This is a genomic window from Methylobacterium oryzae (assembly GCF_036441375.1).
In the GTDB taxonomy this organism is placed as follows: Bacteria; Pseudomonadota; Alphaproteobacteria; order Rhizobiales; family Beijerinckiaceae; genus Methylobacterium; species Methylobacterium oryzae_A.
Genome location: NZ_MLCA01000001.1, coordinates 915,130 through 928,123 on the forward strand (window position 1 = coordinate 915,130; position 12,994 = coordinate 928,123).

At 71.7% G+C, this 12,994-nt stretch carries 11 protein-coding genes; 5 read left to right on the top strand and 6 right to left on the bottom strand.

Annotated elements, in window-relative coordinates; genetic code table 11:
* Nucleotides 1-12: 12 nt before the first annotated feature.
* The 4 genes from MOTC310_RS04415 to MOTC310_RS04430 form a co-directional block, all read right to left on the bottom strand.
* Nucleotides 13-1,266 (bottom strand): hypothetical protein, encoded by a 1,254-nt coding sequence (locus tag MOTC310_RS04415; RefSeq protein ID WP_331300913.1) that lies wholly within the window; start codon nucleotides 1,264-1,266, stop codon nucleotides 13-15.
* Nucleotides 1,267-1,435: 169 nt separating this feature from the next.
* Nucleotides 1,436-2,479, bottom strand: coding sequence for an Hsp33 family molecular chaperone (locus MOTC310_RS04420; RefSeq protein ID WP_331300914.1), 1,044 nt, complete (start codon nucleotides 2,477-2,479; stop codon nucleotides 1,436-1,438).
* Nucleotides 2,480-2,752: 273 nt separating this feature from the next.
* Nucleotides 2,753-3,733, bottom strand: coding sequence for an ornithine carbamoyltransferase (argF, locus tag MOTC310_RS04425; RefSeq protein ID WP_331300915.1), 981 nt, complete (start codon nucleotides 3,731-3,733; stop codon nucleotides 2,753-2,755).
* Nucleotides 3,734-3,901: 168 nt separating this feature from the next.
* Nucleotides 3,902-5,092, bottom strand: coding sequence for an aspartate aminotransferase family protein (locus tag MOTC310_RS04430; RefSeq protein ID WP_331300916.1), 1,191 nt, complete (start codon nucleotides 5,090-5,092; stop codon nucleotides 3,902-3,904).
* A gap of 371 nt (nucleotides 5,093-5,463) precedes the next feature.
* Between MOTC310_RS04430 and MOTC310_RS04435 the strand changes: the two genes are divergently transcribed.
* The 5 genes from MOTC310_RS04435 to MOTC310_RS04455 all read left to right on the top strand — a co-directional run bounded on the left by MOTC310_RS04435 (nucleotide 5,464) and on the right by MOTC310_RS04455 (nucleotide 10,867).
* Nucleotides 5,464-5,937 carry a RidA family protein gene (locus MOTC310_RS04435; RefSeq protein WP_331289854.1) on the top strand — a complete coding sequence of 158 codons (474 nt, stop codon included), beginning with the start codon at nucleotides 5,464-5,466 and terminating at the stop codon, nucleotides 5,935-5,937.
* Between the two features lie 2 nt (nucleotides 5,938-5,939).
* Nucleotides 5,940-6,689, top strand: a complete 750-nt coding sequence (locus MOTC310_RS04440; RefSeq protein ID WP_331300917.1) for a glycerophosphodiester phosphodiesterase family protein — start codon at nucleotides 5,940-5,942, stop codon at nucleotides 6,687-6,689.
* 666 nt (nucleotides 6,690-7,355) lie between these two features.
* Nucleotides 7,356-8,639, top strand: a complete 1,284-nt coding sequence (locus MOTC310_RS04445; RefSeq protein WP_331300918.1) for a GNAT family N-acetyltransferase — start codon at nucleotides 7,356-7,358, stop codon at nucleotides 8,637-8,639.
* A complete protein-coding gene (locus tag MOTC310_RS04450; protein ID WP_331300919.1) occupies nucleotides 8,636-9,796 on the top strand; it encodes a M20 aminoacylase family protein in 1,161 nt (386 codons plus the stop codon). Before MOTC310_RS04445 ends, MOTC310_RS04450 begins: the two co-directional genes overlap by 4 nt.
* A gap of 468 nt (nucleotides 9,797-10,264) precedes the next feature.
* A complete protein-coding gene (locus MOTC310_RS04455) occupies nucleotides 10,265-10,867 on the top strand; it encodes a PAS domain-containing protein (protein ID WP_331289858.1) in 603 nt (200 codons plus the stop codon).
* Nucleotides 10,868-10,907: 40 nt separating this feature from the next.
* On the opposite strand, the gene MOTC310_RS04460 is transcribed toward MOTC310_RS04455, so the two are convergent.
* Nucleotides 10,908-12,551, bottom strand: a complete 1,644-nt coding sequence (locus MOTC310_RS04460; RefSeq protein ID WP_331300920.1) for a TadG family pilus assembly protein — start codon at nucleotides 12,549-12,551, stop codon at nucleotides 10,908-10,910.
* Complete coding sequence (locus tag MOTC310_RS04465; RefSeq protein ID WP_331289860.1) at nucleotides 12,548-12,925, bottom strand: TadE family protein; 378 nt, start codon at nucleotides 12,923-12,925, stop codon at nucleotides 12,548-12,550. Before MOTC310_RS04465 ends, MOTC310_RS04460 begins: the two co-directional genes overlap by 4 nt.
* Between the last annotated feature and the right edge of the window lie 69 nt (nucleotides 12,926-12,994).

Genomic DNA, 12,994 nt, shown 5'->3' on the forward strand with positions numbered 1-12,994 from the left:
CGCTCACGCCGCTCAGTTGCGGCCGGCACCGCCCGCCTGGCCACCGGCCCGACCGGCGCCCTGGGCGCCGCCCATGTTGCCGTTGCCGCCCGCACTGCCGCTCGTGCCGCCGCGCTCCGCGCCGCCCGTCCGGCCGCCCTCGGCGCCGGACTTCATGCCGCCCTGCTGGCCGCCGCGATCCGACGCGTTGCGGATGCCGTCCTGCTGGCCGCCGCGCATGTCGCTGTTGCGCATGCCGTCGTTCTTGCCGTCCTGACGGGACGCCTTGTCCATCCCGCGATCCTGGCCGCGATCGTTGCGGTCCGTCCGGCCGTCGTTGCGGCCCTCATTCCGCGACGCGTTGTGGATGCCGTCCCGCCCGCCGCGGTTGTCGAAGCGCGCGCCGGCGCGCTGCTCGGAGCGGAAGCTCGCGCTGACCGCGCCGCCGCCGCTGAGACGCCGGTACTCGGCCGACCCGTAGCGCACCCGCTGGCCGCGGATCGTCACGTAGCGGTCTTCCTGGACCGAGACGAGGCGCCGGTACTCGGGGGAGCCGTAGAGCACGCGATGGCCGCGGATGACGACGTAGCGCTCGCGCGGGCCAGTCTCGCGGACGCTGACGAGGCGGCGGTACTCGGGCGAGCCGTAGAGCACACGCTGGCCGCGGATGACGACGTAGCGCGCCCGCGTGCCGCGGTTCTCGGTGACGATCAGGCGCCGGTATTCCGGCGAGCCGTACACGACCCGGCGGCCGCCGATCAACACGTAGCGGCCCTCGCGGCGGAAGCCGCCCTCGACCCGCTCGGACCGGACATCCGTCCGGCTGACGTCCGTCCGGCCGCGGAAATCGGCGCGGTCGGCGCGACGGTCACCGCGACGGTCGCCGCGATCGGCACGCGCGCCGTCGCGATCCCCGCGCTGATCGCGGTCGGCGCGATCGCCGCGACGGTCGCCCCGCTCGGCGCCGGCCCGGTCCTTGTCCTGAGCCATGCGATCCTGGCCCGGGCGGCCCTCGCCGCCGGCCTCACGGCCCTGCGCGGACCGGCCCGCCTCGGCGCCGGACCGGTCGGTCGCCGCCTGGCGACCGGCCTTCATGTCACCCTGCATGCCACCCTGCGCGCCGCCCTGCGTGCCGCCGCGCTCGCCGCCGCCGGCCTTCATGCCGGATTCGGCGCCGCCCTGACCGCCGCGACCGCCCATCCCGGCGCCGCGGTCGGCGCCGCCCTGCTGGGCATAGGCCGAGGTGCTGATCAGCAGCGCGGCCAATCCGATCGACAATTTCCGCATGGCGAACCCTCCAATGTTGAATCTGCCACGCAACGTCAAAGGTCGCGAAACGGTTCAGCCTGGAGGGCTCAAAAATTCACGCAACGAATACCGGTGTTCGTGCGTTTCGCGCGGAAAAGCTTGGCCTTAGACGCGGGCATGCTGGTCCGCAGGCCCGCTGTCCGGCGCTCTACTGGCCCGGCTGTCCGGTGATCTCGGCCTCGACCTCCTGGGGGTCGAGGTCGTAGCGCCGGGAGCAGAACTCGCAGGTGATGACGATGCGCCCGTCATCCGCCACCATGTCGTGCCGTTCCTGCGGCGTGAACGAGCGGATCATGCCCATCACGCGCTCGCGCGAGCAGCGGCAGGTCTCCTGGACGGGCTGGCGGTCGAACACCCGCACCCCGCGCTCGTGGAACAGCCGGTAGAGCAATCGCTCGCTGGAGACGTTCGGATCGACCAGCTCGTGATCCTCGATGGTCGCCACCAGCGAGCGGGCCTCGACCCAGGCGTCGTCCTCCGGCGCTTCCCCCGAGAGATGCGCGTGGCCCTCCGGGATGTCGCCCGGGGGCAGGTCGGCGAGGCGTGCCCGGTCGACCGATTGCGGCAGGAACTGCACGAGCAGGCCGCCGGCCCGCCAGCGCCCGGCCCCCTCCTCCACGGCCTCGGCCACGGCGAGCCGCACCTGCGTGGGGATCTGTTCCGACTGGCGGAAATACTGGTGCGCGGCCTCCTCCAGGCTCTGGCCCTCGAGGGCGACGACGCCCTGGTAGCGGCTCGCGGTGGTGCCCTGGTCGATGGTCATGGCGAGGTGACCGGTGCCGATCAGCTCGCCATCCTTGAGCGGGCCGGTGCCGAGGGCGGCGACCCGCTCCGGCTCGAACCGCGCGGTCGCGCGCAGCCGGTCCGGGGCCTCGAAATCGACCACGATCATCGCGACCGGACCGTCGGTCTTGGTCTGGAGCTGGAACCGGCCCTCGAACTTGAGCGAGGAGCCGAGCAGCACCGTCAGCGCCGCGGCCTCGCCGAGGAGGCGCGCCACCGGGTCCGGATAGCCGTGGCGGCGCAGGATCGTGTCCACGGCGGGGCCGAGCCGGACGACGCGGCCGCGCACGTCCAGCGCCTCGACGGCGAAGGGCAGCACGGCGTCGTCCGCACCGGAGTGGCCGTTGCCGGCATTCTGGGCCTGCGGCTGGGATGGCGACTGGGGGTGCGACTGCGTTCCTGAGGTCATGCCCTCTCCGATCGATGCGTCCGGCGTCTCGTGCCGGCGAAGCGTGGATCCGTCCTCCCGGAGGCCGGGCGGCGTGAGGCGATGACCTTGGCGGAGCGATCGGATCCCTCACCCCGTCCAGCCCGAGCGGGAGCGGCGGCGCAGCGCGCTCCGTTCGTCGCCGGGATGCCGCCTTCCGGCGGCCGTGATGGGGAGACGGGCGGCACGGGCCGCCCGCTCAAGCCCATATGGTGCGCCGACCCCGCCAGCGCGAGGCCGGACGTGACCGCGACGTCAGAGTCCGTTGGCGCCCAGGCACCAGGCCAGGATGCCCTTCTGCGCGTGCAGACGGTTCTCGGCCTCGTCGAACACCACGGAGCGCGGGCCGTCCATCACCTCGGCCGTCACTTCCTCGCCGCGGTGGGCGGGGAGGCAGTGCATGAAGATCGCGCCCGGATCCGCCGCCGCCATCAGCTTGTCATTGACCTGATAGGGGCTGAGCAGGTTGTGCCGGTGCGCCTCGTCGTCGTCGCCCATCGACACCCAGCAGTCGGTGACCACGGCATCGACACCGTCCACCGCCGCGAAGGCGTCGGTGGTGACGTGGATGTCGGCACCTTCCTGCTGCGCCCAGGCGAGGAGTGCCGGCGGCGGCGCGAGTTCCGGCGGGCTCGCGATGTTCAGCGTGAAGTCGAGGCGCGCGGCCGCGTGGACCCAGCTCGCCAGCACGTTGTTCGCGTCGCCCGACCACGCGACCTTGCGGCCCCGGATCGGCCCGCGATGCTCCTCGAAGGTCAGCACGTCGGCCATGATCTGGCACGGGTGCGAGACCTTGGTCAGGGCGTTGATCACCGGGACGGTGGCGTACTCGGCCAGCTCCAGCATCTGACCGTGGTCGAGGATGCGGATCATGATCGCGTCGACGAAGCGCGAGAGCACCTGCGCGGTATCGCCGATGGTCTCGCCGCGGCCGAGCTGCATCTCGGAGCCGGTGAGCATCAGGGTCTCGCCGCCGAGCTCGCGCATCGCCACGTCGAAGGACACGCGGGTGCGGGTCGAGGGCCGGTCGAACACCATGGCGAGGGTCTTGCCGGTGAGCGGGCGCTCGGCGGCCAGCTCGCCCTTGCGGCGGCGCGCCTTGATGGCGGCGCTGGCATCGAGGACCCGGCGCAGCTCCGCCCCGGAGAAATCCTTGAGATCGAGGAAATGGCGAGGGCCGGCACCGTTCAGGTGCTTGGCCGGGGCCTGTGCCCGGCCGTCAATCTGGGCTTTCATCGCGTCACAATAACTAGAGTCTGCTCAACGATCACCTGATCATGAACCGCACTCTACCTCCTGGCAGGGGCATCTCCGTCACGCGCGGCGGGATCGACCGCGCCCGGAAATGCTTCGGGCCGCCCTCCGGGGTCCGGACGGCGGTGTTCTCAAACTCGTGGATCGATTTTACTCGGCCGCGCCGCGCACGGCCTCGAAGCCGGACGCCGCCGTGTCCAGGCGGCGGACCGCCTCGTCGATCTCGGCCTCGCCGATCGTCAGGGGCGGCAGCAGGCGGACGATGTTGTCGCCCGCCGGGATCACCAGCAGATGGGCGTCGCGCGCGGCGGCGGCGAAGTCGGTGTTGGGGACGCCGAGCTTGAGGCCGAGCATCAGCCCCTCGCCGCGGATCTCCTGGATGACGTGCGGGTGGCGGTCGCGCAGGGCCGCGAGCTTCTGCTTGAGCAGCAGGCCGGAGCGGGCGACGCGCTCGAGGAATCCGTCCTCCAGCACCACGTCCAGCACGGCGTTGCCCACCGCCATCGCGAGCGGGTTGCCACCGAAGGTGGTGCCGTGCGTGCCGGCGGTCATGCCGCGGGCGGCCTCACGGGTCGCGAGGCACGCGCCCAGCGGGAATCCGCCGCCGATGCCCTTGGCGACGCTCATGATGTCCGGGGTGATGCCGGACCATTCGTGCGCGAACAGCCGGCCGGTGCGGCCGACGCCGGTCTGGACCTCGTCCATGATCAGCAGGAGGCCGTTGGCGTCGCAGATCTCGCGCAGCCGGCGCAGGTCCGCGTGGGGAATCTCCCGCACGCCGCCCTCGCCCTGGATCGGCTCGATCATCAGCGCCGCCGTCTCCGGCCCGATCACCGCCTCCAGCGCCGCCCAGTCGCCGGCCGGGACCTGGTCGAAGCCCTCGACCTTCGGCCCAAAGCCCTCGATGTACTTCTGCTGGCCGCCGGCCGCGAGGGTCGCGAGCGTCCGCCCGTGGAAGGCGCCCGCGAAGGTCACGATCCGGTAGCGCTCCGGCTGACCGCCGGCCGCGTGGTACTTGCGGGCGATCTTGATCGCCGCCTCGTTCGCCTCCGCACCCGAGTTGCAGAAGAACACCACGTCCGCGAAGGTCGCGTCGACGAGGCGCTGCCCGAGGCGCTCGCCGCCCGGGATCTGGAACAGGTTCGAGGTGTGCCAGATCTTGCCGGCCTGCTCGGTCAGAGCGCCGACGAGGTGCGGGTGCGCGTGGCCGAGCCCGTTCACCGCGATGCCGGCGCCGAAGTCGAGATATCGCTCCCCGCCCTCCGTCACGAGCCAGGCGCCCTCGCCGCGCTCGAAGGCGAGCGGCGCGCGGACGTAGGTCGGCAGAAGGGCTGACGTCACGGGTCCCATCTCCGTTTCAAGCAGGATCCCGGAGCAAGCGTTGAGCCGGCTCCAAATGAAAGTGCCGCCTCAGTCCTGGGCGGCACGCGCGCGATTACTATGAAAGAGCCGGCCCCTGTCAACGTTTCAGCGCCGGCTGACCCGCGCGGCAGGCCTGCACGCGGCACCGGTGGAGCAGATCCCGACGGCAAATCTGCGGCGGCCTCGCCGCGGGCCGGTGGCGAATCGCGCCAGCCGTACGGGGCCGGAAGGTCGCCGGCGGGACCGATCGCCGAGGCCGCGATCCCGACCTTCGCGGCGCGCGGCCCTTGCGCCGCGGGGGGCGGCCGTGCTCCTGCTCCCGCGGATTCGCAGGAACCAGGGAGAACCCGATGAGCACGATCAAGGAACGCCTGGAGGCGCTGGGCCTGACCCTGCCGAAGGCGGCGGCGCCGGTCGCCAACTACGTGCCGTTCGTGCGCACCGGCAGCCTCGTGGTCATCTCGGGCCAGGTCTGCTTCGGCGCGGACGGCGCCATCGCGGACGAGCACAAGGGCAAGGTCGGCGGCAACGTGTCGGCGGAGGCCGGCAAGGCTGCCGCCCGCCTCTGCGCCCTCAACGTCCTCGCCCAGCTGGAGGCGGCGGTGGGCGACCTCGACCGCGCGGTGGTCCAGTGCGTGCGGCTCGGCGGCTTCATCAACGCGGCGCCGGGCTTTTCGGCCGTGGCCGGCGTCATGAACGGCGCCTCCGACCTGATGGTCGAGCTCCTCGGCGATCGCGGCCGCCACGCCCGCTCCACCGTCGGCGTGTCCGAGCTGCCGCTCGACGCCGCCGTCGAGGTCGAGGCGATGTTCGAGGTTCGCTGACCGTGGCCGCCCCCGACTGGCTCACCGCGCGGCCGATCGCCCATCGCGGCCTGCACGACCGCGCGGCGGGCCGGCCGGAGAACACGCTGGCGGCGGCTCGGGCGGCGGTCGCGGGCGGCTTCGCCATCGAGTGCGACGTCCAGCTCAGTGCCGACGGCGAGGCGATGGTCTTCCACGACGCCGCCCTCGGGCGCCTGACCGGGACGAGCGCGGCTCTGGCCGAGCGGTCGGCTGCCGAGCTCGGGGCCCTCGCTATCGCGGGATCGGCGGAGACGATCCCGACGCTGCCGGCCTTCCTGGCAGCGGTGGCCGGCGCGGTGCCGGTGGTGATCGAGGTGAAGTCCCGCTACGACGGCGACCTGCGGCTCGCGACTCGCGCGGCCGAAGTCGCCGCGGGCTATGCCGGCCCGGTGGCGCTGAAATCCTTCGACCCGCAGGTGGTCGCGGCCCTTCGCGACCACTGCCCGGCCACGGTACCGCGGGGCATCGTGGCGGAGACGACGCAGGACGACCCGGCCTACGCGGCCCTGACCCCCTCGCTCCGCCGATCGCTGTCCGACCTGTTGCACCTCGCCGAGACGCGGCCCGACTTCCTGTCCTGGCGGGTGGACGACCTGCCCTGCGCGCCGACCTATCTCTGCCGGATGCTGGGACGGATCCCGGTGATGACTTGGACGGTGCGGACGGAGGAGCAGCGTGCCCGCGCCACCGCGCACGCGGATCAGATGGTGTTCGAGGGATTCGTGCCGTAAATTTCCTACACTCACTCGATACGGCCCGACGAAGACTGCCATGCCCGTTACTAGTGACGCGCGCGCACGGGTCGTGCGGCTCGGCGGGGCCTCGCCCTTGCCGCGATCCCGTTCTCCCCGGCGTCCGCGGCGGCGACCGAACCGTGTGAGGGCAGGACCCAGGCAGACCTCAACGCTCGCGCGGGCGCCGATGACCGGGCCGTTGACACGGCGCTGAATGCCGTCAGTCGATGAAGAGGGCTGGTCCGAAGACGATGACGACCTGCGGGGAGCCCGGAAGGCCTGGCTGTCGTACCGACACGCGACCCGCCTCCTCGAGACCCTGGTCCTCGACGGCAGCTCGCGGCCTACGCGATTGAGTTCAATGGCTGCCCGAAGGGCCTCACCGACGCGCGGACCAAGGTCCTGAAGACATATCTCGACTGCAAGCCGGACGACGTGTCCTGCGTCGCTTGGCTCGGCGAGTGGTCGCTGAGAAGGGGTGGTTCCCTCCGGCCACCGCGGCCGTTTGTGCGCACCGTGTCACCGCGGAGGAAGCGCGGCCGCCGGGACGGCGGCTCCAGCGCGCGAATGGTGTGACGTCGGCGGCTGCCTGACAACGCTGCCATGGTCGCCGTGCGCATCCGCCCGCTTGCTCCCGGCCGGGCACGGGCTAGACTCTGGCCCATGAAGCAAGCACCCGGGCCGACGCCGGAGACCGCCGCACTGACCGTGCGGGCGCTTCCCGGCCTGAAGGAGATCGGCGCGGCGGAATGGGATGCCTGCGCCTTCTCGTCTGAGACCCTGGCGGCGGGCGACGAGACCCACAACCCCTTCGTGTCGCACGCTTTCCTGTCGGCGTTGGAGGATTCGGGCTGCGTCTCGCGCAGGACCGGCTGGCTGCCGCTCCACGTCTCGGTCGAGCGCGACGGCGTGCGCCTCGGCGTGGCGCCCTGCTACCTGAAATCGCACAGCCAGGGCGAGTACGTCTTCGACCACGGCTGGGCCGACGCCTACGAGCGGGCCGGCGGCGCCTATTACCCCAAGCTCCAGGTCAGCGTGCCGTTCAGCCCGGTGACCGGGCCGCGCTTCCTGATCGCCCCGGGGGCCGATCCGGACGAGGCTACGGCCGGCCTCGTCGCGGGTCTCCGAGCGCTGCGGGGCGAGACCAAGGCCTCCTCGATCCATGTCACCTTCATGCGGGAGGCGGAGTGGGAGCGGGCCGGCGCGGCCGGGTTCCTGCAGCGCACCGACCAGCAGTTTCACTGGCAGAACGACGGCTACGCGAGCTTCGACGAGTTCCTGTCCGCCCTCGCCTCGCGCAAGCGCAAGACCATCCGCAAGGAGCGCCGCGACGCGCTCGCGCCCGGCATCACCGTGGAGCACCTGACCGGCACGGACATCACCGAGGCCCACTGGGACGCGTTCTACGACTTCTACATGGACACCGGCTCCCGGAAGTGGGGACGGCCCTACCTCAACCGCCGGTTCTTCTCGCTCCTGTCCGAGCGCATGGCCGACAGAGTGCTGCTCGTGATGGCCAGGCGCGGGGGCGCCTACATCGCCGGCGCCATCAACCTGATCGGCGACACCGCGCTCTACGGGCGCAACTGGGGTTGCATCGAGGACCATCCCTTCCTGCATTTCGAGATCTGCTACTACCAAGCGATCGATTTCGCGATCGCCCGGGGCCTGAAGCGGGTCGAGGCGGGCGCCCAGGGCGAGCACAAGCTCGCCCGCGGCTACCGGCCGGTCCTGATGCACTCGGCCCACGACATCGCCGACCCGGCGCTGCGCCGCGCCGTGGCCGATTACTTGCAGCGGGAGCGCGCCCACGTCGCCGAGGCAGTCGATGTCCTCGACACGCTGACGCCGTTCCGGCGCGCGGACGCGGGCGACGCCCGCGAGGGCGCGACGCCGTCCGAAACCTCGTCCCACAACATGTTCCCACCCGAGAGTTCCGAGTCATGAGCCCGATCGACCGCATCAAGACCTACGCCGACGAGCTGACGGCCCTGCGCCGCGATCTGCACGCCCATCCGGAACTCGGCTTCGAGGAGGTGCGCACCGCCGGCATCGTCGCCGACCTCCTCGAGACGTTCGGCTGCGAGGTGCATCGCGGCGTCGGCGGCACCGGCGTGGTCGGTCTGCTCAAGGGCCGCACCGACAACGGCAAGCGCATCGGCCTGCGCGCCGACATGGACGCCCTGCCCATCGAAGAGGAGACCAACCTCCCCTACCGCTCGACCTACGCGGGCAAGATGCACGCCTGCGGCCATGACGGCCACACGACGATGCTGGTCGGCGCGGCGCGCTACCTCGCCGAGACCCGCGATTTCGACGGCACCGCGGTGTTCGTGTTCCAGCCGGCCGAGGAGGGCCGCGGCGGCGCCCGGGCCATGCTGAAGGACGGCCTGTTCGAGCGCTTCCCGTGCGACGAGATCTACGGCCTGCACAACCAGCCCGGCGGCGGCCACGGCATGATCAAGCTGCGGCCCGGCCCGATCATGGCGGCGGCGGACTTCTTCGACATCCACATCCGCGGCAAGGGCATCCACGCGGCACAGCCGCACCGGGGCGTCGACCCGATCATCATCGCCACAGGCCTCGCCCAGGCCCTGCAGTCGATCGTGTCGCGCAACGCCGACCCGCTGAAGTCCATCGTCCTGTCGATCACCCGGATCGAGGCGGGCTCCGCCTACAACGTGATCCCGGAGACGGCCCATCTCGCCGGCACGATCCGCACCTTCGACAAGGAGATCCGGACGCTCGCAGGCACCCGCATGCGCGAGCTGGCGGCGGGCTTCGGCGCGGCCTACGGTGCCGAGGTGACGGTCGATCTGCAGGACGTGTTCTCCGTCCTGGAGAACGCCCCCGCGCAGGCGGCCGCCGCCACGGAGGTCGCTACCGAACTGCTGGGTGCCGACAAGGTCGAGTCGAACGTCGTGCCGAAGATGGGCAGCGAGGACTTCGCCGACATGACCATGGCGGTGCCCGGCGCCTATGTCTGGCTCGGCGCCAATCCGGGACCCGGCCTGCACAATGCCGGCTACAACTTCGACGACTCGATCATCCCGATCGGCAGCGCCTTCCTGGCGCGGATGGTGGAGCGCCGCACGGCGGCCTGACGCGGGGTCGTTCCCGCCGTCCGGGGCTTTCCGGATGGCGGGCGATGTCGCCGCGCGAGCCCGGTCGGCCGTCGACAGGTCGGTCGATCGGTGCGAATCCTGACGGAACCTGGCCGCGAGCCAACGCGGGCCAAGACGGGAGGGCGCCATGTCACCGGAGATGCGGGAATCGCGCGCGGCGCTCATCCTGCTCGCCGCCTCGGTCGGAGCGGTCCTGATTTTCGGCGCCTTCACGTTGCTCACGCAGCTCGGCTGAGGCACGGCCGCGATTACAACCTGAGCGGGTTAATATCGGGCGGGATCGACGCGGTCCGTCCTTCGAGGGATCCGGATCCTGCCATTCGCGCAAGGGAATGCCGGTGCTCGGTGACGGGCCATCGAGTTGAGTTAACCGCTCATTAATTCTATCAGCAGTTGTATATTTCCGACGAAGGCGGGCATGGTGCGCGCTGAAATTGGAGTTCGCCCATGATTGCCGACGCAATCCAGGGCCCCCGCCCTCAACCGGTCGACCTCTCGGCCGCCCTCGACGCGTCCGGGATCGTCGGCACGTGGTCGTGGTCGCCGCGCGCCGAGGGGTGGACTCTCGATGCCGGCGCCGCCGACCTGCTGGCCGGCGATCCCGGGCTCGCCGGGCGACCCCTCCCGCTCGCGGTCGCCAAGGCCTGTGTGCATCCCGAGGATCGGCCGGCCGTGGTGCGGCAGTTCAAGGCGGTGCGCGAGCGCGGCGGCCTGTTCACGGCCGAGTACCGGACGCTGTCGCCCACCGGTCAGATCCGTCGGATCCTCGAGCGCGGCCGGATACCGCCGGGCGCGTCGAGCCGGCGCCTCGGGCACGGCGTCATCATCGACGTGACCGACGAGCCGCCGACGACGCGCTCGACGGTTGAGCCTGCGGACGCGCTCACCCAGGCGGTGGACCGCGCCCTCGAATGCCGCGACGCCCTGGAGGGTGTAGCGGATTCCGAGCTTCGGCTCCTCATCGATATGCTGCTGCTGCACCTAGGCCGGCGCATCGCCAAGGCCTCAACGATCGGCGCGAGCGCCCACGGAACGGCACAGCGCGGGTGACCGCGCGGGCCCTGCGTCGCCCCGGGCCGGACAGCCCGGCTCACTGCACCAGCACGGCCTGGTTGCAGAGGGTTCCGTCCACGTCGAGATCGGCGTAGCCCGGACGCAGGCCGAGGGTGCGCAGGACGGTGTCGAGCACGAGGTCGATCCCCGGCGTCGCGGCGCCGAGGGTCGTCGTCAGCGCCGACTGCAGCAGCGGGGGCACGCCGATGCCGTTGATGCTCAGCACGAGGTTGCGCAGCAGGCTGCCGGTGAGCGACTGCGACAGGCTGCCGGAGGCGACCGTGCGCACCGTGTGATTGGTGATATCCGCATCCGAGAACACGAGGGTCTGCGACCCGGTGCCGAGCGTCGCGAAGGCGCGCCCGGAGACCGTGACCAGCGGCAGGGCGATCAGGGACGCCGGCTGCGACAGGTCCGGACTCGCGCTGCCTCCCGCGATCGCGGTGCGCGGCACCTGCGCGACCGCCAGGGTCGCCAGTCCGGTCCGCGCGTCGAGCGTGACCTTGCGACCTTCGGACCCGGTGCAGCTGAGCGACCGCAGGCTCGCCTGTGCCGGTGCCACCTCCGCGTAGACGGGGAGGGAGAGCGTTCCGAGCCCGAGCGGCGCGGTGATGGTGGTCTCGATCAGCAGCCGGGTCTGCGCCGTCTGCACCGTGGCATTCTGGCTGCCCGGCCGGACCCAGCCCGAGCTGCGCTTGCGCTCGCCGATCGCCAGGGTCAGGCGGGTCGAGAGCAGTCCCGGCACCGTCGCTCCGAGATCGACCGCCACTTGGTTCTGGCCGTTCGCCGAGGCCGCGGCGGCGCCAAGAAGGTTCAGCACGTTGAGGGAGGGACCGGCGAAGCCCCGCGGGGGCGCCAGCGCGGCGGCGTCGCCGAGCCCGTCCACCTGCCCGATCGCGATGAGGTTTCCGGCGTTCGGGAGGGCGTTGAGGATACCCGAGAGGGCCGAGACGACGCTGCCGTTGTCCTGCGCGGCGACCCGGAGCGCCATGAGCACCTGACCGATGCTGGCATTCGCCTGGACGATGTCGGTGTAGTTCGCGGCCTGCATGTTGAGGCTCGTCCCGAGGGCGTCGAGCACGCGCAGCCCATCGACGCGGGCGCCGGCGAGGGCATCGTAGTCGCTGACGCTGAGCGACAGCTTGGCCCCGAGGAGCGCGCCGAGCAGGGCATTGGCGATGCCGCCCTCGAGCTTGAGGGTGCCCGACCCGATCGTGAAGGCGGCGAATTGCGCGCTCGCCGCGGTTCCAGTCACCCGCAGCGGCACCGCGGCGGGCAGGCCGATCGCGCGGCCGAAGGTAACCTGGACTGAGGTCGAGAGACCCACCCGCACCGCGTTCGCCGGGCTGCCGCCGGCGCTGAACCGGCCGCCCGGCGCGACGCCCCTGGCGCTCGCGTCGTAGCTGCCGGGCGCGACCGTGGCGGTCGCCGCGCCGTAGCCGTTGTCACTGAGCGACTGGCGCGCGACCGGGTCGGCCTGACTCGGATCGACGGCCGCCAGCATGGCCGCGATGTCCACCGCCCCCTGCGCCTTGCGCCGTGCCTGGAAGACCATGCCGAGATCGATCCCGACCGCGCCGGCACCCATCAGCATCGCGCTGCCGAGGGCCACCAGGATCGCGACGTTGCCGCCGCGCGCGGATCCGAAGCGCCGCAGGCGGCGCGCTCCGAGGCCGGTCACAGGCCCCCCTTCCGGACGCTGACGCTGCTGCGCAACACGGTCGGGAGCATCGGCAGGAGGCGCGTGAAGACGTTGATGCCGAGCGTCGTGGCGTCGAGGGTGACGGTGACGGTGTACACCGTGGAATCGCCGGGATCCGGCCCGACCTGCACGACGATGCTGCCGGGCCGGAACATCGCGCCGGCGCTCAGGCTTCGATTCACCATGGTTTGGGCGAGGTTGGCGCGCTCGGCATCGGTCACGCCGGCCACGGAGGCGCGGGCCGCCTCGGCGGCGATCTGGCGGAGGTTGTGGGCGGCGCCGAGACAGATCCCGAACACCGCGATCCCGGCGAAGAGCAGGAACAGCACGGGCGCCACGAGGGCGAATTCCACCGCGGAACTGCCCCGACGGCAGGTCCATCCGCCGGGCGCCCTCCGCCGACGCAAGCGCCGCATGCCCAT

Excerpts from the sequence above, each read along its gene's own strand:
- MOTC310_RS04415 (WP_331300913.1), bottom strand. The coding sequence starts at position 1,266 with ATGCGGAAATTGTCGATCGGATTGGCCGCGCTGCTGATCAGCACCTCG.
- MOTC310_RS04420 (WP_331300914.1), bottom strand. The coding sequence starts at position 2,479 with ATGACCTCAGGAACGCAGTCGCACCCCCAGTCGCCATCCCAGCCGCAG.
- argF (WP_331300915.1), bottom strand. The coding sequence starts at position 3,733 with ATGAAAGCCCAGATTGACGGCCGGGCACAGGCCCCGGCCAAGCACCTG.
- MOTC310_RS04435 (WP_331289854.1), top strand. The coding sequence starts at position 5,464 with ATGAGCACGATCAAGGAACGCCTGGAGGCGCTGGGCCTGACCCTGCCG.
- MOTC310_RS04445 (WP_331300918.1), top strand. The coding sequence starts at position 7,356 with ATGAAGCAAGCACCCGGGCCGACGCCGGAGACCGCCGCACTGACCGTG.
- MOTC310_RS04450 (WP_331300919.1), top strand. The coding sequence starts at position 8,636 with ATGAGCCCGATCGACCGCATCAAGACCTACGCCGACGAGCTGACGGCC.
- MOTC310_RS04455 (WP_331289858.1), top strand. The coding sequence starts at position 10,265 with ATGATTGCCGACGCAATCCAGGGCCCCCGCCCTCAACCGGTCGACCTC.